The organism is Mycoplana rhizolycopersici, from assembly GCF_013378445.1.
In the GTDB taxonomy this organism is placed as follows: domain Bacteria; phylum Pseudomonadota; class Alphaproteobacteria; order Rhizobiales; family Rhizobiaceae; genus Mycoplana; species Mycoplana rhizolycopersici.
In genome coordinates, this window is sequence record NZ_JABXYK010000012.1 from 59,291 (window position 1) to 84,967 (window position 25,677).

Annotated in this window: 24 protein-coding genes; 13 read left to right on the top strand and 11 right to left on the bottom strand. The window is 64.6% G+C overall.

Annotated elements, in window-relative coordinates; all coding sequences use genetic code 11:
• Positions 1-3: 3 nt before the first annotated feature.
• The 6 genes from HV823_RS18610 to HV823_RS18635 all read left to right on the top strand — a co-directional run bounded on the left by HV823_RS18610 (position 4) and on the right by HV823_RS18635 (position 7,184).
• Positions 4-1,635, top strand: coding sequence for an MFS transporter (locus tag HV823_RS18610; RefSeq protein ID WP_176951242.1), 1,632 nt, complete (start codon positions 4-6; stop codon positions 1,633-1,635).
• A gap of 95 nt (positions 1,636-1,730) precedes the next feature.
• Positions 1,731-2,030 (top strand): hypothetical protein, encoded by a 300-nt coding sequence (locus HV823_RS18615; RefSeq protein ID WP_176951243.1) that lies wholly within the window; start codon positions 1,731-1,733, stop codon positions 2,028-2,030.
• 75 nt (positions 2,031-2,105) lie between these two features.
• Positions 2,106-2,624: a Dps family protein gene (locus tag HV823_RS18620; RefSeq protein WP_176951244.1), complete on the top strand. Its 519-nt coding sequence runs from the start codon at positions 2,106-2,108 to the stop codon at positions 2,622-2,624.
• Between the two features lie 66 nt (positions 2,625-2,690).
• Complete coding sequence (locus HV823_RS18625; RefSeq protein WP_176951245.1) at positions 2,691-4,397, top strand: MFS transporter; 1,707 nt, start codon at positions 2,691-2,693, stop codon at positions 4,395-4,397.
• On the top strand, positions 4,394-5,515 hold the full coding sequence (locus tag HV823_RS18630; RefSeq protein WP_176951246.1) for an HlyD family secretion protein: 1,122 nt from the start codon (positions 4,394-4,396) through the stop codon (positions 5,513-5,515). The genes HV823_RS18625 and HV823_RS18630 overlap by 4 nt, the downstream gene beginning before the upstream one ends.
• Positions 5,516-5,525: 10 nt before the next feature.
• Positions 5,526-7,184, top strand: coding sequence for an FAD-dependent oxidoreductase (locus HV823_RS18635; protein WP_176951247.1), 1,659 nt, complete (start codon positions 5,526-5,528; stop codon positions 7,182-7,184).
• Positions 7,185-7,193: 9 nt separating this feature from the next.
• Here HV823_RS18635 and HV823_RS18640 read toward each other — a convergent pair whose 3' ends face one another.
• The 7 genes from HV823_RS18640 to HV823_RS18670 form a co-directional block, all read right to left on the bottom strand.
• Positions 7,194-8,099: a helix-turn-helix domain-containing protein gene (locus HV823_RS18640; RefSeq protein ID WP_176951248.1), complete on the bottom strand. Its 906-nt coding sequence runs from the start codon at positions 8,097-8,099 to the stop codon at positions 7,194-7,196.
• Between the two features lie 97 nt (positions 8,100-8,196).
• Complete coding sequence (gene cydB / locus HV823_RS18645; protein ID WP_176951249.1) at positions 8,197-9,180, bottom strand: cytochrome d ubiquinol oxidase subunit II; 984 nt, start codon at positions 9,178-9,180, stop codon at positions 8,197-8,199.
• Between the two features lie 5 nt (positions 9,181-9,185).
• Entirely contained in the window at positions 9,186-10,592 is a 1,407-nt protein-coding gene (locus HV823_RS18650; protein WP_176951250.1) for a cytochrome ubiquinol oxidase subunit I, read from the bottom strand.
• A gap of 9 nt (positions 10,593-10,601) precedes the next feature.
• On the bottom strand, positions 10,602-12,335 hold the full coding sequence (gene poxB, locus HV823_RS18655; protein WP_176951251.1) for a ubiquinone-dependent pyruvate dehydrogenase: 1,734 nt from the start codon (positions 12,333-12,335) through the stop codon (positions 10,602-10,604).
• 131 nt (positions 12,336-12,466) lie between these two features.
• Complete coding sequence (locus HV823_RS18660; RefSeq protein WP_176951252.1) at positions 12,467-12,769, bottom strand: UBP-type zinc finger domain-containing protein; 303 nt, start codon at positions 12,767-12,769, stop codon at positions 12,467-12,469.
• An 11-nt stretch (positions 12,770-12,780) separates the two neighbouring features.
• Positions 12,781-13,146 (bottom strand): response regulator, encoded by a 366-nt coding sequence (locus HV823_RS18665; RefSeq protein ID WP_176951253.1) that lies wholly within the window; start codon positions 13,144-13,146, stop codon positions 12,781-12,783.
• A 221-nt stretch (positions 13,147-13,367) separates the two neighbouring features.
• Complete coding sequence (locus HV823_RS18670; RefSeq protein WP_176951254.1) at positions 13,368-13,991, bottom strand: response regulator transcription factor; 624 nt, start codon at positions 13,989-13,991, stop codon at positions 13,368-13,370.
• Positions 13,992-14,214: 223 nt separating this feature from the next.
• Here HV823_RS18670 and HV823_RS18675 point away from each other — a divergent pair, with 223 nt between their 5' ends.
• The 3 genes from HV823_RS18675 to HV823_RS18685 all read left to right on the top strand — a co-directional run bounded on the left by HV823_RS18675 (position 14,215) and on the right by HV823_RS18685 (position 16,414).
• On the top strand, positions 14,215-14,805 hold the full coding sequence (locus HV823_RS18675; protein WP_176951255.1) for a helix-turn-helix domain-containing protein: 591 nt from the start codon (positions 14,215-14,217) through the stop codon (positions 14,803-14,805).
• Positions 14,806-14,987: 182 nt separating this feature from the next.
• The gene (locus HV823_RS18680; RefSeq protein WP_176951256.1) at positions 14,988-16,103 is read left to right on the top strand and encodes an NADH:flavin oxidoreductase/NADH oxidase; all 1,116 of its coding nucleotides are present in this window, start codon (positions 14,988-14,990) and stop codon (positions 16,101-16,103) included.
• A gap of 86 nt (positions 16,104-16,189) precedes the next feature.
• Positions 16,190-16,414, top strand: coding sequence for an FAD-dependent monooxygenase (locus HV823_RS18685; RefSeq protein ID WP_176951257.1), 225 nt, complete (start codon positions 16,190-16,192; stop codon positions 16,412-16,414).
• 297 nt (positions 16,415-16,711) lie between these two features.
• On the opposite strand, the gene HV823_RS18690 is transcribed toward HV823_RS18685, so the two are convergent.
• The 3 genes from HV823_RS18690 to HV823_RS18700 form a co-directional block, all read right to left on the bottom strand.
• Positions 16,712-17,170 (bottom strand): hypothetical protein, encoded by a 459-nt coding sequence (locus tag HV823_RS18690; protein WP_176951258.1) that lies wholly within the window; start codon positions 17,168-17,170, stop codon positions 16,712-16,714.
• Between the two features lie 187 nt (positions 17,171-17,357).
• Complete coding sequence (locus HV823_RS18695; RefSeq protein ID WP_176951259.1) at positions 17,358-18,596, bottom strand: saccharopine dehydrogenase family protein; 1,239 nt, start codon at positions 18,594-18,596, stop codon at positions 17,358-17,360.
• A 53-nt stretch (positions 18,597-18,649) separates the two neighbouring features.
• Positions 18,650-19,747, bottom strand: a complete 1,098-nt coding sequence (locus HV823_RS18700; RefSeq protein WP_176951260.1) for a carboxynorspermidine decarboxylase — start codon at positions 19,745-19,747, stop codon at positions 18,650-18,652.
• Between the two features lie 500 nt (positions 19,748-20,247).
• Here HV823_RS18700 and HV823_RS18705 point away from each other — a divergent pair, with 500 nt between their 5' ends.
• Positions 20,248-21,039 carry a pseudouridine synthase gene (locus tag HV823_RS18705; protein ID WP_176951261.1) on the top strand — a complete coding sequence of 264 codons (792 nt, stop codon included), beginning with the start codon at positions 20,248-20,250 and terminating at the stop codon, positions 21,037-21,039.
• 33 nt (positions 21,040-21,072) lie between these two features.
• Here HV823_RS18705 and HV823_RS18710 read toward each other — a convergent pair whose 3' ends face one another.
• Complete coding sequence (locus HV823_RS18710; RefSeq protein ID WP_176951262.1) at positions 21,073-22,299, bottom strand: ROK family transcriptional regulator; 1,227 nt, start codon at positions 22,297-22,299, stop codon at positions 21,073-21,075.
• Between the two features lie 221 nt (positions 22,300-22,520).
• On the opposite strand from HV823_RS18710, the gene HV823_RS18715 reads away from it, so the two are divergent.
• The 3 genes from HV823_RS18715 to HV823_RS18725 all read left to right on the top strand — a co-directional run bounded on the left by HV823_RS18715 (position 22,521) and on the right by HV823_RS18725 (position 25,669).
• Positions 22,521-23,759 carry an extracellular solute-binding protein gene (locus HV823_RS18715; RefSeq protein ID WP_176951263.1) on the top strand — a complete coding sequence of 413 codons (1,239 nt, stop codon included), beginning with the start codon at positions 22,521-22,523 and terminating at the stop codon, positions 23,757-23,759.
• A 180-nt stretch (positions 23,760-23,939) separates the two neighbouring features.
• Positions 23,940-24,824: a carbohydrate ABC transporter permease gene (locus tag HV823_RS18720; RefSeq protein ID WP_176951264.1), complete on the top strand. Its 885-nt coding sequence runs from the start codon at positions 23,940-23,942 to the stop codon at positions 24,822-24,824.
• Positions 24,824-25,669 carry a carbohydrate ABC transporter permease gene (locus tag HV823_RS18725; protein WP_176951265.1) on the top strand — a complete coding sequence of 282 codons (846 nt, stop codon included), beginning with the start codon at positions 24,824-24,826 and terminating at the stop codon, positions 25,667-25,669. The genes HV823_RS18720 and HV823_RS18725 overlap by 1 nt, the downstream gene beginning before the upstream one ends.
• Positions 25,670-25,677 lie beyond the last annotated feature (8 nt).

Sequence of the window (25,677 nt, forward strand, 5' to 3'; positions counted from 1 at the left end):
CCGATGAACGAGAACGAGGCTAAATCCCCAACGCAGGGCGGAGGGTTCGCGCCGCTGCGGCAAACCGTCTTCGCCGTCCTCTGGGGCGCGACCGTCCTCGGCAACACGGGCAGTTTCATGCGCGACGTGGCAAGCTCCTGGCTGGTCACCGATCTTTCGTCGGCGCCTGCCGCGGTCGCGATGATCCAGGCGGCGGGGACCCTGCCGATATTTCTCCTCGCGATCCCCGCCGGCGTCCTCTCCGACATCGTCGACCGGCGCAAGCTTCTGATCGGCGTGCAGGTGCTGCTGGCCTGCGTCAGCATCACGCTGATGGGGCTTTCCTATTTCCGCATGCTGACGGTCGAGGCACTTGTCGGGCTGACGTTCCTCGGCGGCGTCGGTGCCGCACTTGTCGCGCCCGCCTGGCAGGCGATCGTTCCGGAACTGGTGCCGCGGCGCGACCTAAAGAGCGCGATCGCGTTGAATTCGCTGGGCATCAACATCGCCCGATCGATCGGGCCGGCGGCAGGCGGGCTGATCCTCGCCTCGTTCGGAGCCGCCATGACCTATGGCGCGGACGTTGCGAGCTACCTCTTCGTCATCGCCGCGCTTTTGTGGTGGAAGCGTCCGAAGGAGGATCCGGGTGAACTCTCGGAGCATTTCGCGGGCGCCTTCCGGGCCGGGCTACGCTATGCGCGCGCCAGCCGCGAACTGCATGTCGTGCTGCTGCGTGCAGCGATCTTCTTTGCCTTCGCCAGCTCGGTCTGGGCGCTGCTTCCGCTCGTCGCCCGCAATCTTCTGGGCGGAACGGCCGGCTTCTACGGCGTCCTTCTGGGCGCCGTCGGGGCAGGCGCGATCGGGGGCGCAATCCTGCTGCCGAAACTGCGCACGCGGCTGAGTTCCGATGCGCTGCTGCTGGTGTCGGTCGGCGGTACCGCCGGCGTCATGCTGCTGCTCTCGCTGGCGCCACCGCAATGGCTGGCCGTCATCATCCTGCTGGTGCTGGGGGCTGCCTGGATCACAGCGCTGACGACGCTCAATGGCGTGGCCCAGTCGATCCTGCCAAACTGGGTGCGCGGCCGGGCGCTTGCGATCTATCTTACCGTGTTCAACGGCGCGATGGCAGCGGGAAGCCTCGGATGGGGCTTCGTCGCAGAAGCGATCGGCGTGCCGCAGACGCTCGTCGTCTCCGCGATCGCGCTGGTCGTCGCCGGCCTCGTCATGCATCGCGTCAAGCTGCCGCTCGGCGAGGCGGATCTGGTGCCCTCCAACCACTGGCCCGAGCCGCTGATCGCAACGCCTGTCGCTCATGACAGGGGGCCGGTGATGATCCTGATCGAGTATCGCGTGGACAAGGTCAACCGCTCCGCCTTCCTGCACCTCCTCGACAACCTGTCGCGGGAGCGGCAGCGCGATGGCGCCTATAGCTGGGGGGTGACGGAAGACGCCGCCAATCCCGAACTGATCGTCGAATGGTTCTTCGCCGAATCCTGGGCCGAGCACATGCGCCAGCATGCCCGGGTTTCCAACACCGATGCCGACATCCAGTTGCAGTTGCTGCAGTATCACCGCGGGCCGGAGCGGCCAGTCGTCCGGCATTTCCTGGGCCTCGATCCAAAGCGAGGCAAGGCCGCCATCCAGCCGGCGCTCTGAAAACGGGCAAGCGCGCGCAAACACCAGCCCGTTTGGGCGCGCTCTTGCATGGAAGGGATCATCGGCCCCTGGTGCTGCCATGCCCTTGATGACGCATGGGCAGCAATGCCGGCGTCGATTCCGGTTTCTCCTTCGAACGAGCCGGCATTCGTCCAAACGGAAGCGCGAACGTGCAAGAAGCCGTGGCCGATCCATCGCATCATCAGGGCGTCCGACAAGATACCGTTCAGGAGGCGGGGATGATGCAAACGGGAGACGAAGACGTTCCCCTGCGTGATGGCCTGGAAACGCTTCCCGAACCGGTCGAGTTGCCGAACGCCGAACCCCAAAAGGGAGCGCATGAGGATGAGCGCGGGCGCCGGCACGGCGCTTGTGAGGGCCCTGCCACACGATGACCGCGCGAACGGCCGCTTCTTCCCGGGGGCCGTTCTCATCCAGTCATGCAAACGCAACGACCAATGGAGACTGACATGGATCAGCAAGTGAAATCGCGCCGCACAGCGGCGCTCAGGACGCCGAGCGGCCTTTCGGCGGACGCCGTCACAGATATCTCGGCTGCGGCCACCGGCGTGCTCGCCGATGTCTTTTCGCTCTACCTCAAGACCAAGAACTTCCACTGGCATATGTCGGGCGCGAATTTCCGGGACTATCACCTCCTGCTCGACGAGCATGGCGACCAGCTCTTTGCGATGACCGATCCGCTGGCCGAACGCGTGCGCAAGCTTGGCGGCGGTACGCTGAAGTCGATCGGCGACATCGCCCGGCGCCAGCGCATCCAGGACAACGACGCCGATTTCGTCCATCCGCACGAAATGCTGGCGGAACTTCGCGAGGACAACGGCGCGCTGATCGCGAGCCTGCGGGCGCTGCATACGCTTTGCGACGATTTTGGCGACGTCGCCACCGCGAGCCTGATCGAGAACTGGATCGACGAGAGCGAGCGCCGCGTGTGGTTCCTCTTCGAGACAACGCGCGGCACCAACGGCTGAGCCCCGCGAGGCTGTTGCAGCGTTAGGCCAAACCCCATTAGCCCGAGGCTTCCGACGATGACGCAGATGGCTGAACCTGCCCGAGCGGACGTTGCAGGCCGGACGCCATCGGGGCCGCAGGCGCTGCGCAAGCGCCTGCATTTCTATGAGGACGAGGCTTTCGACTTCCCGCCCGCGGTCCGCAGTGTCATTCCCGGGGCGCCGCCGACACCGGCGCACCCTCCTGCAAGGCGGATCGTCTATGCCGCCACCTCGCTTCTCGCCGGGCTGACAGGCGGGCTTGGGAATGCGGTGGTCCTTGCCAACCTCCCCTATCTCGAGGGATCGCTGGGGCTCGACTTGAGCGAGATCGCCTGGCTTCCCGTCGTCTATCTGGTCACCAATGCGGTGACGGGCTGCGTGCTGGTCAAGTATCGCCAGCAGTTCGGCATCCGCTCGTTCTGCATGATCTTCCTCTCCCTTCAGGTCCTGCTCATCGCAGCGCATCTTGCAGTTCGGGGCCTCGACAGCGCCATCGCCGTGCGCGCGGCGAGCGGCATCTCCGGTTCGGCGCTGACGTCGCTGGGCGTGCTCTACATGATCCAGGCACTACCCGCATCGCACCGCCAGAAGGCAGTCACTCTCGGCATCGGGCTGCAGCCGCTGGCGCTGCTGCTGGCGCGCCTGCTGCCGACCGATGCACTGGCATTCGGAAACTGGGTCGGCCTCTATCTGTTCGAGCTCGGGCTTTCGCTGCTGACGCTCGCCGCTGTCATGCTCGTCCGGCTGCCGCCGAACCAGCGCGTCAAGGCCTTCAGCCGCTGGGACGCGCTCAGCTTCGTCTTCTATGCGTCCGGCATAGGGCTTCTCGGCTCGGCAATCGGCCTTGGCGGCTATCTGTGGTGGACGAACGAAAGCTGGATCGGCTGGGCGCTTGCTGCGTCGATCGCCTGTCTTGGGGTCGCCTTTCTCATTGAATACTTCCGCGCCGATCCGCTCATCGACGTGCGATGGCTCAGCGCCGGCACGATCGTCCGCTGGACGATCGTAACGATTGCGGCTCGCATCGTTCTGTCCGAGCAGTCGATCGCCGTCGTCGGCATGCTGCGCGATGCCGGCCTGGTCAACGAGGACTTCAGTTCCCTGTCGTGGGTGATCTTTCTGGCTGCGGTCGCCGGGCTCGTGGTCGGCGCGCTCTCCGTCGGTCCCAACCGCCTTGCAGGTCTTGTCATGCTGGCAATTTCGCTGGTCGCCGTCGCCGCCTTCCTCGATTCCTTCTCCAGCCTGTCGACGCGCGCGCCGCAGCTCTATCTCACCCAGGCGATGATCGCATTTTCGACCACGATGTTCATCGGGCCGTCCTTCGTGTTCGGGCTCAACGAGGTGATTGCGGGTGGGGGCAAGCGGATGACCAGCTTCATCGCGCTCTTCGGCATGACGCAATCTATCGGCTCGCTGATCGGCACCGCCTTGATTCAGACCTATCTCTACTTTGCGCAGCAATGGCATCTGGCCGATCTAGCCGCACAGGCGGAGAAAATCGCGCCGATGGTGCCGGATACGACCCGCGCGCTCGCGGCACGGTACCAGCCCACGCTGCAGGATCCGCTGCTGCGCTCGGCGGAAGGCGTTGCGCAATTCTCCCAGCAGATCCTGATGGATGCTCGCATCGCTGCCTACGACGACGTGTTCCTCGCCGTCGCTCTCCTGGCGCTCGCCACCACGGCTGCGATGCTGCTTTTCTTCGCCTGGTCCTGGTTGCGCCCATTCACTGCCGAGGCGAAAGCGTCATGAACAGTATCGATCAAACCGCGCGGGCCGATACCGCAACACCGGTCAAGCCTGTCGAAACACCGCCCAAACCCACCGAGTGGCGTCCGCCCGGAGCCACGCTCGCCACGATTTTCCTTGCTGCGGCACTTGCCGGCGGCGGCATGCTGGCGGTGTTGTCGGCGTGGCGGCTGCCACCCTTCGCAACGGCGGTGGTCGGTACCGACAACGCCTATGTTCGCGGCCGGACGACGATCGTCAGCCCGCAGGTCAGCGGCTACGTCGCTGAAATTCCGGTTCATGACTACCAGGCGGTTGCCGGTGGCGAGACTCTCGTCCGCATCGACGACCGCACCTATCGCCAGCAGGTCGCCGCCGCGCAGGCAAGCCTCGACCTCGCGCGCGCCAACCTGGAAAACAACAAGCAGACGATCGCGCAGCGCCGGCTCGACATTGCCGCCGCAGAGGCCAAGATCGCCAGCGCCGACGCGCAACTGGTCAAGGCCACGGCCGACAAGCAGCGTGCCGACGAGCTTGTACGGCAAGGCTCGATGTCCCAAAGTCAGGTGGACACCGCGACCGCCGCGCTCGATACGATGAAGGCGGCGGTTCGTGAGGCTCTTGCAAACCGCGACAGCGCCGATCAGGCGCTGAAATCCGCAGAGGTCAACGATGCCGCGCTTCGTTCGCAGGTCGAGAACGCCGCGGCCCAGCTGGAGCTTGCCAGGATCGACCTCGGCTATACCGAGGTGAAGGCGCCGGAAGGCGGCACGCTCAGCGACGTCGGCGCCAGAACCGGACAGTACGTCAGCAACGGCACCGAGCTGATGTTCCTTGTTCCGGATGCGCACTGGGTCATCGCCAATCTGAAGGAAGCGGATGCGGCAGACGTGCGGCCGGGCCAGCGGGCCTGGTTCACCGTGGACGCACTGGCCGGCGCGCGCTTCGAGGGGCGTGTCGACAGGATATCGCCTGCCGCCGGCTCGGAGTTCTCCGTATTGCGGACCGACAACGCCATCGGAAACTTCACCAAGATCCCCCAGCGCATTCCGGTGAAGATCGTCATCGATCCCGGCCAGCCTTCGATCGACCGGTTGCGGCCGGGCATGTCGGTGGAAGCCTATGTCGATACGGACAGCTGAAGGAATCGCCATGATCTCGACGGCCGACCCGACCGATCCCTGGCTGCGCAAGGCGCAGACCTTTCCGCGCCTCAACGAGGACATGATCGCGCGCCTCGCCGCCTACGGCACCGAGGAGACGGCCCCGGAGCGGCAGCTTCTCTTCCGGCGTGGAGACCGCGCCGTCGACTTCTTCGTGGTGATCGAGGGGGAGGTGAGGGTCTATGCCGACCATCCGCTCGTCGGGCGCCGGCATCTCTTCAACTACGGCGCGGGCCAGTTCAGCGGCGAACAGATCCTGTTCACCGATCGACCGGCGCTTCTGTCGGGGGAGTGCAGTGCGGGTACGCGCTTCATCCGCGTCCCCCACCGCCGTTTCCGGGCGATGCTGACAGGCGAAAGCGATATCGGCGAGACGATCATGCGTGCTTTCGTGCTGCGCCGGGCCGGTCTGCTCAGGCATCAGAGCGGCGGCGTGTTGCTGATCGGCCATCGCGACAGCGCGGAGTTGCTGGGCCTGGAACGGTTCCTCATCCGCAATCTCTATCCGGCGGAAGTCCTCGATGCCACGGATCGGGAGCGCGCTACCGCGGTTCTTGGGCCACTGGACATTACTGAAGAGGATCTGCCGGTCGCAGTCACGCAGGATCGTGAGGCGATCAAGGGCGCCACCAATGCGGTTCTCGCCGATCGGCTGGGCCTGTTCGAGCCGCCGCAGGCGGATACGGTTCACGATGTCGCCATCGTCGGCGGTGGACCGGCCGGGCTGGCGGCAGCGGTCTATGCCGCCTCGGAAGGATTGAAGACGGTCGTCATCGAGACCATGGCGCCGGGCGGTCAGGCGGGGACCTCCTCCCGGATCGAGAACTACCTGGGATTTCCCACTGGCATTTCGGGCCAGGCGCTCGCCGGGCGGGCGCACATGCAGGCGCAGAAGTTCGGCGCCAGGATCTGCGTGTCGCGGAGCGTCGAGGCGCTCGACTGCGATATAGCACCTTACGGACTTGCGCTCAGCGACGGGCGAACGATCAGGGCGTGGTCGGTGGTGATTTCCAGCGGCGCCCGTTATCGCAAGCTCGACCTGCCGGAGTACGATCGCTTCGAAGGGCACGGGATCCACTACGCGGCAACGGCGCTCGAGGCCGATCTTTGCGTTCAACAGCCGGTCTTCGTGGTCGGCGGCGGCAATTCCGCAGGCCAGGCCGCAGTGTTCCTCGCGCAGAGCGCGCAGCACGTCCACATGCTGGTGCGCGGCGATATCGCCGCCACCATGTCGGACTATCTCGTCCAGCGGATCAGGAACTCGCATCACATCACGCTGCACGAACATAGCGAGGTGACCGCGCTTCAAGGCGAAAACAGACTTGAACGCGTCAGCTGGATCGACCGAAAGGCGGGCGTGGAAAATCTGACGCCTGCGTCCCACCTCTTCGTCATGATCGGCGCGTCGCCGAACACGGGGTGGCTGAAAGGCTGCGTCGCGCTGGACCGCAGCGGCTTCGTGCAGACCGGACCCGGCTTTGCCCCGGCGGAGGAGACGAGCCCGCATGCGACGAGCCGCGCCGGCATCTTTGCGGTCGGCGATGTCCGGTCGGAGTCGGTCAAGCGCGTCGCTTCGGCGGTGGGGGAGGGCGCCGTCGTCGTCGCTGCGATCCACCGGTATCTCGCGGGGCATCGCCCGTTGAGATGACGCATCCCCTCAGCTGCGCATCGTCCTGCGCCAGGTGGCGGGCGGCGTCCCGATGGAGGCGGAGAAGGCCCGGGTGAAATGGGCCTGGTCGGCAAAACCGCACGCCGCCGAGATTTCCGATATCGACAGAGCCGAGTTCAAAAGCAGCGTTCGCGCCTGATCGAGGCGCTGCTGCATCAGCCACTGGTGCGGGGTCACGCCCGCCGTTTCGCGAAAGGCGCGCAGGAACGCGCTCGGAGACATGTTGCACTGTGCTGCGATGTCGGCCATCGAGATATCCGCCCGCGGGCGGCTGCGCAGAAGTTCCTTGGCGCGGATTTCGGCCCTGCGCGACAGGGTTCGTCTTCTGTCCGATCCTGTTTCCCGGCCATCGCCGTATTGGCGGATCAGGTGGACGCCGATCGCGACAGACATCTGATCCACGAAGAGGGCGCTCGGCTGGCGGTCCGGGGCTAGCGAAGAAAACAGCGCTTTCGATAGCCCGGCGAGCACGGGATCGTGCTGACCGGCCGTCTCGCAAAGCCGGGTCACGGCCGCGGTGCCGGAGCCGTCTGCCAGCTGGCTGAGCGTCGTCTTCGAAATCTCCAGGAGGATGAAGTCGAAGCTGCCTTCCAGATAGGCGGCATAGGGATCGGACAGGTCGCGGACATAGACGGTGTTCTCCGCGAAATCGTGTACCGAGGAACCGGGGCCCTTGAAAATGCGCCGCCTGTGCCCGCCCGCTGCCGACAGGCCGACGAGAAAACCGCGACCGCTTTCCGGCATCGTGACGTGGCCGGGCGAACCGGCGCGCGAATGCTTGCGGAAGAAGTCGATGCTGGCGCCCTGGATGCGCTGGTCGCAGTCGAGCTTGTGAAGGGAGCAGCCGAAGCTGTCGGTCTTCTGAGCTGGGCGCGGATCAAAAGCATTGGACATCGTGCGGGAAGTCCCGTTCTGAGCGGCAAGACGATCTTGGGAATCGGCCGCATTAAGCCTTCTCGCAGCCGGTTTGTCAAAACGCCACGGTGTGCCGTCACCTGTAGCCTTCCCCGAGTTCGACCTTCCCCTTGAACAGAAGATAGACGATCACGGTGTAGGCGACGTTGAGCGGCAGCACGAACAGGCCCGCCCACAGCATGAAGGACAGGCTGGACATCGGGGCCGCGGCTTCGGCGATCGTGACCGAGAAGGGAACCATGTACGGCAGGAAGGATGCGGCGAGCGTTCCGAACGCGGAGAGGAAGAGAATGACGGCGCCGGCGAAGGGGAGGCGGTCGTCGCGGCGCCTACAGCCTGCCCAGACCAGCAAACATCCGGAGACGCCGACAAGCGGGAAGAGCACCAGGAAGGGACGCTCGAGCCAGCGCGCCATGACGGGGAGGTTCATTGCCAGGGAGGCGACGAAGGCTGCGGCGAGAAAGGCGAGCACGCCTGCCAGCAGGCGGGGCAGCTGGCGATAGGCGCGGTCGCGCACCTCGCCTTCGGTCTTGCGCACCAGCCAGCCTGCGCCGAGCAGGCTGTAGCCGAGACACAGCCCCACGCCGCAGAGGACGGAGAACGGCGTCAGCCAGCCGAATGGCGTGCCGGTGAAACGGCCCGCCTCGTTCGGCACGCCGCCGACCATCGCGCCAACCGCTGCGCCCTGGACGAACGTCGCCACAAGCGAGCCGAGCGTGAAGCCCGCATCCCAGAACCACTTCCGGGAGATGCTTTTTTCCCGGAACTCGAAGGCGACGCCGCGAAAGATCAGCGCCGAAAGCATCACCACGATCGGAATGTAGAACGCGCTGAGCAGCAGCGAATAGACGAGCGGAAAGGCGCCAAAGAGGATCGTCCCCGTCAGCACGAGCCAGGTTTCGTTGCCGTCCCATACAGGGGAGATGGACCGTAGCATCTGCCTCCTGTCCGCCTCGTTGCGGTTCAGGCCGAAAAGGATGCCGACGCCCAGGTCGAAGCCGTCGAGAACGACGTAGAGGGCGAGCGTCAGGGAAAGAGCGGCAGTCCAGAACGCGATCATGATCGTTACTCCGCTGGGTTGCTTGATGCGGCCGGACCGCCTGCGGCCAAGCCGAGAGGGCGTTTCGGATTGAGTTGCGGATCCATCGTCTGCGGGTCCGGTTCGGGACCGCGGCGGAGAAGGCGGTGGACGTAGGCGATCCCGGCGACCGCGATCGTCCCGTAGATCAGTGCGAAGATCACGAGGCTGACGCCGACTTCACGCGCTGTCAGCGAAGGCGTTGCCGCCTCCGCCGTTCTGAGCACGCCATAGACGGCCCAGGGCTGCCGGCCGACCTCGGCGGTGAACCAGCCGGTGAGGGTGGCGATTAAGCCGAGCGGGAAGCTGAGGAAGATGCACCAGATCAACCAGCGCCGCTGCGGCAGGAGGCGCCGGTGCGTTGTCCATGTGCCGAACCAGGCGAGCGCCAGCATCACGAGGCCGCAGCCGACCATGATGCGGAAGGCGAAGAACGGGATGGCGACCGGCGGGCGCTGGTCCGGCGGAAAGCTCTTGAGGCCCACTTCCTCCGAGGTCAGGCTCATCGAGCCGATGACGCTGCCCAGATAGGGGATGGAAATGGCGTAGCGGTTCGCCTCCGTCGCCTCGTCGGGGATGGCAAAGAGCACCTCGGCGGCCGGCTTCTCGTTTTCCCAGCGGCCCTCGATCGCTGCGAATTTCGCCGGCTGCCTGTCGTGCACGTAGTCGCCGGTCAGGTGGCCGAACAGGATCTGCAGCGGGACGAGAACGGCGGCCAGCCCAAGACCCATCCGGATCATCTCGACGCCTTCGGCATGAAGGCGCTTTTCGATCAGGTACCAGGCACCGGTCGCTGCCACGCAGAAAGCCGTGGTCACATAGGCGGCGAGCACCATGTGCGGGAAGCGTACCCAGACGACGGGACTGAAGATGATGGCGAACCAGTCGGTCGGTACGAAGATGCCGTTCGCATCCATTTCGTAGCCTACGGGCCACTGCATCCAGGAGTTGTTCACCATGATCCAGAAGGACGAGAGGCTGGTGCCGAGCGTCACCATCGCGCAGGCGAACAGGTAGAACCAAGTGGGCACGCGCCTGCGCCCGAACATCATCACGCCGAAGAAGCTCGCTTCCAGCGCGAAGGCGGTGAAGCTCTCGTATCCGAGCAGCGGCCCCTGGACCGGGCCGGTGCGCAGCGAAAGCTCGCTCCAGTTGGTGCCGAACTGGAAGGCCATCACGATGCCGGTGACGACGCCGAGCCCGAAGGCGATGGCGAAGATGTGCAGCCAGAAATCGAACAGACGGCGATAGAGCGGCCTGCCGGTCGCAAGCCGCAGCGCTTCCAGAAACGTCAGCCACGCGGCCAGTCCAACCGTGAAGGCCGGAAAGATGATGTGAAAGGATACCGTGAAGGCGAACTGGATTCGCGACAGGAGCAGGGCGCTGACGTCCATGGCCGGCTCCTAGTGCCAGAGGTTGACGCGGGCGAGGTCCAGCAGTTCGTCGCCGCGCCCCGAGAACACCGCCTTCAGCGAATAGAGCGTGAAGCCCTTCGCCATCTCGGCGGTTATCGCCGGCGGGATCGGCAGTTCCGTGCGGGCGACGACGGCATCGACCAGAACCGGGCCGTCGTGGGCAAGCGCTTCGCGAATGCCGGCCTCGACGTCTCCAGGTTTTTCCAGGCGGATGCCCTTGATGCCCAGCGCCTGCGCCATGGCGGCGAAGTTGGGGTTTGCGAGGTCGGTGCCCATGGGCAGGAAGCCGGTCGACTTCTGCTCCACCTCGACGAAGCCGAGCGTGCCGTTGTTGAAGACGATGATCTTCGCCGGCAGCTTCAGCTGGGCAAGGCTTAGGAAGTCGCCCATCAGCATCGCGAAACCGCCGTCGCCGGAAAGCGAAATCACCTGCCGGCCCGGATAGGTCGCCTGCGCGCCGATCGACTGGGCCATCGCGTTGGCCATCGAGCCGTGCCAGAACGAGCCCACGAGCCGGCGCACGCCGTTCATGGCGAGATAGCGGGCCGCCCAGACCGTCGGCAACCCGACGTCGCAGGTGAAGATGGCGTCGTCATCAGCAAGATCGCTGAGGGCCTTTGCCACCTGCTGGGGATGAATCACCGTGTCATGGTGCGCTTCCGCCAGGCCGTCCAGTTCCTTCCGCGTGCGCCGATAGTGTTCCAGCGCCTGGGTCAGGTGCGCATCGTCATCGCGCGTGTCGAGCAGCGGCAGGAGCGCTCCGACCGTCGTGCGCACATCGCCGACGAGGCCGAGATCGACCTTGGCCCGCTTGCCGATCTGCCCCGGGCGAAGGTCGACCTGCGCGATCCGCACGCCGCGGCCCTGCGGATAGAACTGGCGATAGGGGAAGTCGGTGCCGAGCATCAGGAGCGTGTCGCAATCGAGCATGGCGTAGTAGCCGGAGGAAAAGCCGATCAGGCCGGTCATGCCGACGTCGAAGGGGTTGTCATATTCGACGTGCTCCTTGCCCTTGAGCGCGTGGACGACGGGGGCCTTCAGCTTTTCGGCGAGGGACACGATCTCTTCGTGGGCACCGGCGCAGCCCGACCCGCACAGGATCGTCACCTTGCCGCCGTCATTGAGCATGTCCGCCAGCGATTTCAGGTCGTCGGCCGGCGGGGTGACGCTGGGCGCGCGCGGAAGGAGGGCGGCCGGCTTCGGATCGGTCGGCACCGCGGCCTGCTGCAAAGCGATGTCACCGGGGATGACGACGACGGAAACGCCGCGCTGGCCGACCGCTTCGCGGATCGCGATCTCGAGTGTGCGCGGCATCTGGTTGGCGCCGGAGACCAACTCGCAATAGGCCGAGCATTCGCGAAACAGCTCCTGCGGCCGGGTCTCCTGAAAATAGCCGCTGCCGATTTCCTGGGAGGGGATGTGGGCGGCAATTGCCAGCACCGGCACGCGCGAGCGATGCGCATCGAAGAGACCGTTGATCAGGTGGAGGTTGCCGGGGCCGCAACTGCCTGCACAAACGGCGAGCGAGCCGGTGAGATGCGCCTCGGCGCTTGCGGCGAAGGCTCCCGCTTCCTCGTGGCGGACATGGATCCACTCGATCTTGCCCTGGCGGCGGATGGCATCGGTTATGCCGTTGAGGCTGTCGCCGACGACCCCGTAGATTCTCTTCACGCCGGCGGCGGCGAGGGTGGCGGCGAATTGATCGGCAACGGTTTCGGCCATGATGCTTCTCCTTGTCGGGCGGGGGAACCTGTACGGGACAGATGGTGCCTTGGGAAAAGCGTTCCGGATAGACAGATCCGGCGGGCGTTTGGACGGAACAACCGCAGGTTTTCGGCTGGTAGCCGGCGCTTTCAGTAGTACCGGGGAATCGGACCGTTCTGCGGCGTCTGGTCAGGCAGGTCGACGAACGCCTCGTCGACGTAGCACCAGCCCCAGCCTTCCGGCGGATCGTAGCCCTCGATGATCTGATGGCCGGTTTCGCGGAAATGCGCGGTCGCGTGCCGGCCGATCGACTGGTCGCAGCATCCGACATGCCCGCAGATGCGGCAGAGCCTCAAATGAAACCACTCGAGTCCTTCTCCCAGGCATTCCTCACATCCGAGCGTCTTCGGCCCGACGCGCCGGACCAGCCTGATATGAGAGCAATTGGCCATGGCCTGATCCGTCATTTGCTTGCGATTGCGTCTTCGACGCAGGTGGCGAGCGCCTCGGCCTGGAAGGGCTTCTGCAGGACGCAGACCTCCGGTCCGACCTGCGCGCGCACCGCCTTTCCCGATGACGCGGTGATGAAGACGAACGGCGTCGTGCATTGCCGCTCGCGCAGCATGGTGAACAGGTCGATGCCGCTCATGCCGTCCATCTGAACATCGGAGACGATGCAGGAACAGGTAGACACGCATTCGGAGTCCAGGAACTCCTCCGCCGAAACGAAGGCCCTTACCGAAAAGCCAAGCGATCTGAGAAGGCTGCTGGTCGCCCGACGAACGGCTTCTTCGTCGTCGATCACCGAAACGATGTGGGGAGTTTCCACCGGGAATTATACCAATCTCCGGCCGGAGCCGGTTTCTGTCATTGGTGGCAGTATGGCCCCGAACCATCGCCATTTGAATTATACAGGGGTTTATTCGGTAGACATCTCGAGAGAATTGGCCGGTTTTGGTTCCGCCAAAGTTAAAAAATACAAGTCTTGATACGAATACTGCGAAAATCGATGCGGGGCGTAGCGCTATTAAAATCTGGCAGGCCGGGGCCTCACGCGGTCGATCTGGACAGGCCCAGCACTTCCGCCATCCGCACCAGGTCGGCAAATGTTTTGGCCATCATCTTGCGGCTGATTTTGCCACGGTGAATCTTGACGGTGATCTCGCTCAGGCCGAGCTCCCCGGCGATCTGCTTGTTCATCAGGCCGGCTGTCGCCATGGCCATGATCTGCTGCTCGCGCGGGGAAAGCGTCTGGTAGCGGGTGCGCAGCTCAATCTCCGTCCGGTCCGAGCCGCGGACGAGCCTGTCCTTCTCCACTGCGGCTGCGACGGCGTCCAGGATGTCCTGATCGCGGAAGGGCTTGGCCAGAAAGTCGGCAGCGCCCGCCTTCATCGCCCTGACCGTCATCGGAATGTCGCCATGGCCGGTCACGAATATCACGGGCGTGTTCACGCCCCGCTCGGCGAGCTTCTGGTGAAAGTCCAGCCCGCTGGTGAAGGGCAGCCGCACGTCCAGGATCAGGCAGTTCGCATCCGGCAGGCGAGCATCGTCATAGAGTTCCTGCGCCGTTGCGAACGTCTTGACGCTGTATCCGACGGACCGGAGCAGGGTGTCCAAGGAATGGCGAATGAGCGGCTCGTCATCAACGACCAGGACAAGGGGGCTTTCCGACATGGCAGGCGCTTCTTCCAGATTGCAGTTCCTCGTTCCTGCGCATTCGCAAGGCGGACGCCAAGAACACCTAAACACGCGCCCGCGCGAGGGCAATTATACCCGGGTATGCTCCGCTAACACTCATGTGTAGCGGAAGTCGATCACAGTACGATTTCGCATCATGCGGACCGATTTCATTATGGAGGCACAAAATCGCACTGCCATCTTTTCAAGGAGATCGAAGATGTCTGTCAATGCCGATGCAGTCCTTGAGCGCTCTGAACGCCGAAACGATATTCGCGACCTGAGCAACAGGACCTCGAGCGAGGTCTCGGATCTGCTCCTGCGGGCGATCAGCCTCGTCGAGCGGGACGAGGTCGTTGCCATCGACCTGATGAAGAAGGCGTCCAGCCTCCTGAGGCCGAGCGGTGCCAAGACGTCACCGGCTGCTGACCAGGGCATCGTCGTCGGGGGGCTCGCACCCTGGCAGGCAAAGCGTACCACGGCCTATATTGCCGAGCGCATCTCCCATTCGATCTCGCTTCCCGAGCTTGCCAGCGTCGCAAAGCTGAGCACGAGCTATTTCTCCGCCGCCTTCAAGGCGACCTTCGGCATGCCGCCGCACGCCTATATTGTGCACCAGCGGGTCGCCTTCGCCAAGCACCTGATGACCAGCAGCGAGGCGCCGCTCTGCGAAATCGCGCTCGATTGCGGCCTGTCAGACCAGGCGCACCTCTCCCGCGTCTTTCGCAAGGTAACCGGCATGACACCCAGCGCCTGGCGCCGCTTCAGCGCCCGCCCCCTTGTCGCGGCCGCTTCCCTTGGCGATCGGTAATCGCCGGTTCATGCGAGCTTGAGGCCGTCCGCATCTGCGATGCCGGAAGATGCCGGCCTGCCTATCGAAACTCATCCGAAACGGAACTGCTGTATAGTCCGCCCGCGGCGGTTATCCTGCCAGCCATCCGCTATCGAGCGCGATCTGACATCGCAGGCCTGATCAGGGCAAGGAGGGAAGGAATGACCGGAACGAAGCTTTTTTCGCCCATCCAGATGGGAAACCTGCGGCTCGACAACCGCATCGTCATCGCCCCCATGTGCCAGTATTCGGCGGAAGATGGCAGGATGACCGACTGGCACCTGATGCACCTCGGCATGCTGGCAAATTCCGGTGCGGGCGTGCTCACGATCGAGGCGACGGCGGTCTCCCCTGAGGGCCGCATCTCCTATGGCGACGTCGGGCTCTACTCCGACGCATGCGAAGCGGCGATGGAGCGCGTCCTTGCCGGCGTCCGCCGGTGGTCGAACATGCCGATCGCGATCCAGCTTGGCCATGCCGGGCGCAAGGCCTCGAGCGAGGTGCCATGGCTTGGCGGCGGGCAGATCGCGCCGTCATCGACCAACGGATGGAAAACGGTCGCGCCCGCCGGGGTTCCGTTCCGCACGATCTACGACCCGCCCGTCGCGCTCGACGACAGCGGTATGAACCGCATACGCAAGGCGTTCGCCGACGCCGCCCGACGCGCGGCGAAACTGGGGATCGACGCGGTGCAGATTCACGGCGCACACGGATACCTGCTGCACCAGTTTCTTTCGCCGCTGTCGAACACGCGGGCCGACGCCTATGGCGGCTCGCTCGAAAACCGCATGCGTTTTCCGCTGGAGGTTTTCGAGGCCGTGCGCGAAGCCTTTCCGGCGGAGCGTCCCGTCACGATGCGGCTTTCGGCCACCGACTGGGTTGCCGGAGGCTGGGACGTCGATCAGTCCATCGCGTTTGCCCAGGAGCTCGAACGCCGGGGTTGCAGCGCTATCCACGTGTCGAGCGGAGGGCTCTCCGAGCACCAGAAGATCGCGCTCGGGCCGAACTATCAGGTGCCGTTCGCCCGCGCGATCAAGGCGGCGACCAGCCTTCCGGTTATCGCCGTCGGCCTTATCACCGAATTCGAGCAGGCCGAGGCGATCCTCGTCACAGGCGATGCGGACATGATCGCCATCGCACGCGCGATCCTCTACGATCCCCGCTGGCCCTGGCATGCGGCCGCGCATTTCGGCGAGACGGTGCGGGCTGCCGACCAGTATCTTCGCTGCCAGCCCCGCCAGTTCAAGCACCTGTTCGAACACGTTTCGGCCGTCTGACCGCCCCGGCCGCGTTTGCGGGGCGCATCCCTTTCGATCCATGAGTCGAAAGGGCGCGCCGTGCTGTGCAGGGCAGTGCCGACAGGATGGCAGGCAATACCGTTGCCCTCGTCGGGGACGCAGCGTTCGTCGTGCGGCCCCACACGGCGATGGGCGCCTCGAAGGCTGCGGGTGACGCAATGGCGCTTGGTGACAGCCTCTCCCGTTCGCAATCGGTCGACGAAGCCTTGCGGCGTTATGCTGCGTTGCGCATGCCCGTCGGGGAAGACATTTCAAGCTACGGTCGCCGACTGGGCGCATCCGCGCTCTGACGCCTGCTTCGGGAGGGAAGACACGTGCTCTCCTCCCGTTCGCGTTCGATGGCATGGAAACTGCCACTTGAGACCGGATGCCGACGCGAAAGACCGCCCGGCGGCGGAGCCGGGCGGTCTGGCGGAGTTTGGGTCCGCGAGCTTTGGACGAGGGGGGGATCCGAAGCTCGGTAGCGGGGAGGGGAGTGCGCTACCGCCTCTTTTGAGGCTGAAACGAGATTACTATGGCGCGCGCGGCTTTGAAATTATACCGGGGTTTGCCCGGCATCATACATGCGGATGGGGTGATGGGGCGGATCATGCAAGCCGGGCTATCACGCCAACCGCGAGGATCGCAGCCCCGGCGAAATCCGTCACCATGGCGAAGCTTTCCTTTGCGCTCCGGTCGCGATTCATGGCGTGCTTGACCCCTGCCAGCGCCAGATAGAGACCGCCGGCCAGCCCCGCCGGAGCCACCCAGCCGGGCATCAGCAGGCTCAGCGTGCCGATCAGCCCCATCGCCAGGTTGCCGCAGCCGATCTCGGTGACCAGCTTTTCGGCGTCCGGGTCGTCGATCCCGAAAATGCTCTTGGCGGTGAAGGACGGCTGAAGCACCTGCTTGAAGCCGGCAAGCAGCAGCCTGATGCCCGCGGCCCAGAACACGAACCACTTGCCCACCAGAAACAGCAGGCCGGCGTCCGATCCCGCGATCCATTCCGCAAGGATGGACAGGACCGGAAGAACGAACATCAATGCGGCGACAGCGACGAAATACATCGGAAAACTCCGCGTCAGGGACAGCGGTTTCCATCCTAGATTGCCGCGTCGGCGAAGCCAATGGGCGGCGGCGCGCGCCGGGGTTCGTCCATTCGGTGGATCGCTGGTGTAGCATTGCCGCCATGCCGGCAAAAAAAGAACCCGCGGCGACTGCCGCGGGTTTGATCGTTCGTTTCGGAGCCGTTGCCTATTCGAACAGCGGGCGCTCCTGGCCATTCTCGCGGATCCAGGTCGACAGGCCGATCTTGGCGAGCACGGAGAGGAAGGGCTTGGGCGCCAGTTCCTCGACGTTCGCCATATGCTTGACGTCCCACTCGCCGGTCGCGACCAGCATGGCGGCGGCGACCGGGGGAACGCCGGCAGTGTAGGAGATGCCCTGGGAGCCGACCTCTTCGTAGGCTTCCTTGTGGTCCGCCACGTTGTAGATGAAGACCTCGCGTTCCTTGCCGTCCTTGGTGCCCTTGACGAAGTCGCCGATGCAGGTCTTGCCGGTATATTCCGGTGCGAGCGAGGCCGGGTCGGGCAGGCAGGCCTTGACGACCTTGAGCGGCACGACTTCGGAACCGTCGGCGAGCTTGACCGGCTGCTCGGAGAGAAGGCCGATCGACTTCAGGACGGTGAAGACGTTGATGTAGTGGTCGCCGAAGCCCATCCAGAAGCGCACGTCGGCGCCGTCCATGTTCTTGGCCAGCGAATGCACTTCGTCATGGCCGCAGAGATAGGCGCGGCGGGTGCCGACGACCGGCAGGTCGTAGTCCTTGCCGATCTCGAACATCTTGTTGACGTTCCATTCGCCGTTCTGCCACGAATAGACCACGCCGGTGAATTCGCGGAAGTTGATTTCCGGGTCGAAGTTGGTGGCGAAGTACTTGCCATGGCTGCCGGCGTTGATGTCGACGATGTCGACGTCCGTCACCTTGTCGAGGTACTCGTCCTTGGCGAGCCTGGCGTAGGCGTTGACGACGCCCGGGTCGAAGCCGGCGCCGAGGATGGCGGTGATGCCCTTCTCCCGGCATTCGTCAGCGCGCTTCCATTCGTAGTTTCCGTACCACGGCGGGGTCTCGCAGATCTTGTTCGGCTCTTCGTGGATAGCCGTGTCGATATAGGCGACGCCGGTATCCATGCAGGCGCGCAGCACCGACATGTTGAGGAAGGCGGTGCCGACATTGATGACGATCTCGCAGCCCGTCTTCTTGATGAGCGCCTTCGTGGCTTCGATATCGAGGGCATCCAGGGCATGGGCTTCGAGGGCGCCCGGCTGCTTCATCGCCTTCTTTTCATGGACGGAGGCGATGATCGCATCGCACTTGGACTTCGTGCGCGAAGCGATGTGAATGTCGCCGAGGACGTCATTGTTCTGAGCGCACTTGTGCGCCACCACCTGGGCAACGCCACCCGCGCCGATGATGAGAACGTTCTTTTTCATTTCGGGGTAAATCTCCTTGTACCCTTAGCTGTCGTAGCTGTGAATTTTTGGCCTCAGGAGAGGCTCTGTTCGTAGTCCGCATAGGTGAAGTCGCGGACCGTCCTGATCGAGCCATCCAGTTCGCGGATGGCGATGGCCGGCATCTTGACGCCGTTGAACCAGTTCTTCTTGACCATTGTATAACCGGCGGCGTCCTGGATCGAGATGCGGTCGCCGACGCTGATCTCGTTTTCGAAGTCGAACTCGCCGAAGATGTCGCCGGCCAGGCACGACTTGCCGCAGATCATCCAGCGGTGCGGGCCCTTGTTCGGGGCGAGCTTGGCGCTCTCGCGGTAGATCAGAAGATCAAGCATGTGGGCTTCGATCGATGAATCGACGATCGCGAGGTTCTTGCCGTTGTAGAGCGTGTCGAGCACCGTCACCTCCAGCGTCGTGGACTTGGTGATCGAGGCCTCGCCGGGCTCCAGATAGACCTGCACGTCGTATTCGCCGGAAAAGCGCTTGAGACGCTCGGCGAATTTCTCCAGCGGGTAGCTCTCGCCGGTGAAATGGATGCCGCCGCCGAGGCTGACCCATTCCGCCCTGCGCAAGAGTGGTGCGAACTTCTCCTCGATCGCGCCGAGCATGCGGTCGAAAAGGTCGAAGTCGCCGTTCTCGCAGTTGTTGTGGATCATGAAGCCGGAGATCATGTCCATGACCGGCTCGACCTTCTTCACGTCCCACTCGCCGAGCCTGGAGAAGGGGCGGGCGGGATCGGCGAGATCGAAGCTTGAGGAGGAGACGCCGGGGTTGAGGCGGAGGCCGCGGACGATGCCCGAGGACTGCCTGTCGAAGCGCTGCAACTGGCCGATCGAGTTGAAGATGATCTTGTCGGCGTGGCTGACGACCTCGTCGATCTCGTAGTCGGCATAGGCGACCGAATAGGCATGCGTCTCCTTGCCGAAGCGCTCGTGGCCGAGACGCACTTCGTTCAGCGACGAGGACGTCGTGCCGTCCATGTAGTCGCGCATGAAGTCGAACACGCCCCAGGTCGCGAAGCATTTCAGCGCCAACAGGGCCTTCGCGCCGGAAAGCTCGCGGAGCCTGGCGATCTTTTCCATGTTCAGAAGCAGCTTCGACTTGTCGATCAGGTAGTAGGGCGTCTGGATCATCAATTCTGGTCTTTCGTGGAGCCGATATTGCAGCTTTATGTGAGCGCTCGGAGCCGGTAGTCCCATGTCTACTTGATGCGCGCAGGCATCGCGGTCTTCAGCTCAGGGAACTGTCATCTTCAATCCGCAAGGGCCTGCCATTTCGCGCAAGGCACCGGCAGCGGCGGTTCTGTCTCTCTTGGCGTTCGCGTGCCGGCATGCGGGTCACCCCGACCGTTTACAGCGCGAATGTGACGGTCGGGCTACAATCGCGCGCCGAAGCGCGACAACTCCTGACCTGTTTGAGAGAGCAAAGACAGCATGGCGCCTATCTAGCCGTACGGCCGGGGAAGTCAAGGCAAGCCGCATCTTGCCGCTATCCGGCCCCTTGGTCCGGCTCTTGCGAAAACAGGGCAGGATGGTATCTGACGGAGACGCGCCTGCGGGTCTTTGCGGCATTGCAAGTTCGACATGGCCGGCGCACCCATCGCCATCGGAGCGTTCCCTTGCCCAGAAAGCCCATGCAGAACCAAGCCAACAGGGTCACGCTGCCGCGGGCCTTTTCCAAGCTCGGCATCTGTTCGCGCAAGCAGGCCGAAGCGCTGATCGTCGAGGGGCGGGTGCGGGTCAACAAGCGGGTCGTAAACGACGTCGAGGCCTGGGTGGACATGGCGTCCGACCGGATCGAGCTCGACGGCCAGCCGCTGAAGGCGCATGCCAAGGTCTATCTGGCGCTGAACAAGCCGCGCGGTCTCGTGACGACGCGGGACGATCCCGAGGGGCGCAACACCGTTTTCGATTGCCTCGAGGGGCTGAACCTCCCCTTCGTCGCGCCGGTCGGCCGCCTCGACAAGGCAAGCGAGGGGCTTTTGCTCTTCACCAACGACACGCAACTGGCGCAGCGGCTGCTCGACCCGGACAAGGACGTTCGCAAGATCTATCACGTGCAGGTCTCCGGCCAGCCGGGCGAGGCGGAGATCGCGCGCATGACGACAGGCATGGAGGTGGACGGCCAGACGCTGACGGCTGCGGCGGTGCGGCTGCTGCGCGCGGGGGAAAAGAACGCCTGGCTGGAAGTGGAGCTCACCGAGGGCAAGAACCGCCAGATCCGTCGTATGCTGGAGGCCATGGGGCTCGAGTGCCTCCGGCTCGTCCGCGTCGCCATCGGCGACATCACGCTTGGCGACCTCGCCAAGGGCGTGACCCGTTTCCTCACCGATGCCGAAGTTCGCTCCCTGCAGCGGGGTGCGGGACTGGATGCGGCGGCGGGAGCGAAATCCGCCGGCACCGTGGCGCGGCGAAAGCGGCGCTGAGGCGGATGCCTGACGCAGTCACGCTTGCGCAGTTCAGCCGCCGGCAGCCTCTTCGCCAGCGGCCTTGAGGATCGCCGAAAAGCGCGGATCGAAGGCGCGGCCGATCGGTTCGGCCGCCGCACCCAGCGCCACCGACCATGGGTCTGTCATGCCCAGCTGAAGCCGCGGCAGGGTGCGTCCCGGGCGGTCGGCAATGGAGGGCATCAAGGGCTCCATCGCCGCCATCAAGCGGCGTGCCAGCGGTTCGGGCGCACCGCCGCAGAGGATGACGGTCTGCGGATCGAAGATCGTCTCGACAAGGTGGACGCCCCAGCGCAGGTCGGCGGCGGCCGAGCCGATCCAGTCGAGGATGCGGGGATCTTCGGCTTCGGCCCGGCGTCCGATATCGTCATAGACCCCGTGCGCGGCGGGATCGATTTCCAGGTGCTGGTAGAGGGATGCAAGGGAGGCGCGGTGCTCCAGCGAGGTCCGCTTCGGATCCTGCGGGGAGAGCAGGGCCATGCCGATCTCGCCGCCATTGCCGTTGGCGCCGCTGTAGAGTTCGGAATTGAGGATCAACCCGGCGCCGATGCCGTAACCGAGATAGAGGCAGACGGCGTGTTCGAGGCCATGTGCCGCTCCGACCAGGCGCTCGGCTGTCGCGCAGGCGGCTGCGTCGTTCTGCAGGCCGACTTCCAGTCCCGTTCCCGCTGCCAGCGTTTCCACCAGCGGAAACTTCTGCCATGCCTCCATCATCCACTGGTCGTTGTCGTCACCATCGATGCCGAAGGGGCCGGGCATAGCGACGCCCAGCCCGACTAGCCGCGCCTCGGCGTCTGACGCCATGGCTATAAGCCTCTCGCGCACGCCCGATACCAGATCGAGCACGACCCTGACGCCGGTGGCGGGACCGTCGGCCGGCAGATCGGCTTCCGCCCGCAACAGGACGGTGCCGACGAGATCGACGGCAACCGCTCGCGTCACGTGGCGGTCGATCTGCAGCCCGATCGCAAAGGCTCCGCCGGGGACGAGCGCATAGGGCGTGGACGGCTGGCCGCGCCCCTTCTTCACGGTCTCCTGCGGCACGACCAGACCGTCGCGTTCGAGTTCGTCGATGATGTTGGAAACCGTCTGCTTGGTCAGCCGCGTTGCACGCGCCAGATCGGCCCGCGACAGCGCGCCGTTCAGCCGCAGCGCCTCGATGATGACGCGCCGATTGTGGGCGCTCGTGCCTTCGTGATTGGTCCCGCTTTTCGCGCGGATCGGCTGTGGACGGTTCATCCTGCAATCCCCCTTGACAGCAATAGAAGTCTGGGAAAGACTTAAGTCAAGTCAATTGACTTAATAAGGGTCTGAAAGAACCCAGGGAACATGGGCCGGTCGAACCGGCTGGTGAAAGTGCGGATGCCGGCATTCCTTCCCGGGAGTGCCACGGGCGTCGCGGCCGAACATGCGGCCGGCGGCGTTTCATGCCGATCGCGACCGAAAAACAGGAGGCAAAGATGTCGAATTCCATTACGAGAGCCCTGATCGGGGCAGCGCTTCTCAGCGCATCCTTCGCCCACCAGGCGCTTGCCGAAACCACGCTGAACGCGCTCTTCATGGCGCAGGCCGCCTATAGCGAGGCGGACGTGCGGGCCATGGCCGAAGCCTTCTCAAAGGCCAATCCGGAAATCAAGGTCAATCTCGAATTCGTCCCCTACGAGGGCCTGCACGACAAGACGGTGCTGGCGCAGGGCTCGGGCGGCGGCTACGACGTGGTGCTGTTCGACGTGATCTGGCCGGCCGAATATGCGAGCAACAACGTGCTTGTCGACGTCTCCTCGCGCATCACCGACGAGATGAAGAAGGGCGTGCTGCCCGGTGCCTGGACCACGGTGCAGTATGACGGCAAGTCCTATGGCATGCCGTGGATCCTCGACACCAAGTACCTGTTCTACAACAAGGAGATCCTGGAGAAGGCCGGTATCACCGCGCCGCCGAAGACCTGGGACGAATTGGCCGAACAGGCGAAGACCATCAAGGACAAGGGGCTTTTGGCAACGCCGATCGCCTGGAGCTGGGCGCAGGCGGAAGCGGCAATCTGCGACTACACCACGCTCGTCAGCGCCTATGGCGGCGATTTCCTGAAGGATGGCAAGCCAGACTTCCAGAGCGGCGGCGGGCTGGATGCGCTGAACTACATGGTGACGAGCTACACCTCCGGCCTGACCAACCCCAACTCCAAGGAGTTCCTGGAAGAGGATGTGCGCAAGGTGTTCGAAAACGGCGAGGCCGCCTTCGCGCTGAACTGGACCTACATGTACAATCTCGCCAACGCCGGTGCCGACAGCAAGGTCGCCGGCAAGGTCGGCGTCGTGCCTGCTCCCGGTGTTGCCGGCAAGAGCGAGGTGTCCGCCGTGAACGGCTCGATGGGGCTCGGCATCACCAGCGTCAGCCAGCACCCGGACGAGGCCTGGAAGTACATCGCGTTTATGACGTCGCAGCAGACGCAGAACCAGTATGCCAAGCTAAGCCTGCCGATCTGGGCGTCTTCCTACGAGGACCCGGCTGTGACCACCGGGCAGGAAGAGCTGATCGGCGCTGCCAAGCTCGGACTGGCCGCCATGTATCCGCGTCCCACGACCCCGAAGTATCAGGAAATGTCGACCGCGCTGCAGCAGGCGATCCAGGAGGCGCTGCTCGGGCAGTCCTCCGCCGAGGATGCACTGAAGTCGGCGGCCGAAAACAGCGGTCTCTGAGCCGAATATGCGCTTCGCCGGGCGGCGCCTTCAGCCGCCCGGACGATCCGAACCGAGCCTTCCCCTTCAATGGAGCGGCAGGCGATTTTGACAGACAGGTGCGGCGCGTGTTCCTCTTTCGGGGCCGATGGTTCCGACGGACTGCGATGGGCTGTATCGAAGAGATGGAAGGGCTGCCCGATGTCCGGCACCTGGATGACGACCAGAGCCTGGCTTTTGATGACCCCGCTGCTTGCGGTGATGATCGCCGTGATCGGCTGGCCGCTCGTCCATACCGTCGGCCTGTCGTTTACGGATGCCAAGCTGGTCGGTACCGCCGGCACCTTCGTCGGCATCGACAACTATGTGCGGATGCTGTCGAGCGCGAACTTCCAGCGCACGCTCGTGACGACGGCGTGGTTCGCGATCGTCTCGGTGGCCGCCGAAATGGTGCTCGGCGTGCTCGCGGCGTTGCTGCTCAACCAGCAATTCCGCGGGCGTACCGCATTGCGGGCGCTGATGATCCTGCCCTGGGCGTTGCCCACCGTTGTCAACGCCACGCTCTGGCGGCTGATCTACAATCCCGAATACGGCGCCCTGAACGCGGCGCTGACGCAGATCGGCCTGATTGATGGCTATCGATCGTGGCTTGGCGAGCCGGGCTCGGCGCTGACCGCGCTGATCGTCGCCGACTGCTGGAAGAATTTTCCGCTGGTGGCGCTGATCGCGCTCGCGGCCCTGCAGGCGGTGCCGCGCGACATCACTGCCGCCTCGCTGGTGGACGGCGCCGGTCCGCTCAATCGCTTCCGCTTCGTCATCCTGCCTTATCTCGCAGGTCCCCTCATGGTGGCGCTGGTGCTGCGCACGATCGAGGCCTTCAAGGTGTTCGACATCATCTGGGTGATGACCCGCGGCGGGCCGGCCAACAGCACCCGTACGCTGTCGATCCTCGTCTATCAGGAAGCGTTCTCGTTCCAGCGTGCCGGTTCCGGCGCCTCACTGGCGCTGATCGTGACGCTGCTGGTGACGCTGCTGGCGCTCGCCTATGCGGCGCTGGTGCGCAAGACAGCCGGGAGGACGGCCTGATGGAACGCAGGAGCCCCGCCTTCTCGATCTTCATCCATCTGTGCGCGCTGCTGCTCGCCGTCGTCATTCTGGCGCCGCTCGTCTGGTTGTTCGTCATGAGCATCTCGCCGGCGGCAGATCTCTCCGCAAAACCGTTGCGCTGGTGGCCGCAGACGGTGGATTTCTCGCGGTATGGTCTCCTGCTCTCGACCGTGGCAAACAGCGCCGGGGCAGCCTTCACCGCCTCCCTCAGAAACAGCCTCGTGGTTTCCGGCATGGCGACCGTGGCGGCGATCGCCCTTGCCATCCCCGCCGGATGGGCCGTGTCGCGCACGCCTTCGACGGGCTGGTCGCTGTCGCTCGTCATCGCCACCTACATGCTGCCGCCGGTGGCGCTCGCCGTGCCGCTCTACATGGGGCTTGCAGCACTCGGCCTGCTGAACACCGTGTTCGGGCTGGCGCTCGTCTATCTGACCATCCTTGCGCCCTTCACCACCTGGCTGATGAAATCCGGCTTCGACACGATCCCGCGCGAGATCGAGTCGGCTGCCATGATGGACGGGGCCGGGCTGTGGCAGACGCTGCGCATCATCACCCTGCCGCTCGCAGCCCCGGTGATGGGCACGGCTGCCCTGTTCGCCTTCCTGCTCGCCTGGGACGAATTTTTCTATGCGCTGCTGTTCACCTCCGACCAGCGCGCCAAGACCCTGACGGTCGCCATCGCCGATCTCGCCGGCGGCCGTGTTTCCGACTACGGACTGATTGCGACCGCCGGCGTGCTCGCCGCCCTGCCGCCGGTGCTGATCGGTTTCATCATGCAACGGGCCCTGATCTCCGGGCTGACCAGCGGCGGCGTCAAGGGATGACGGGCAAG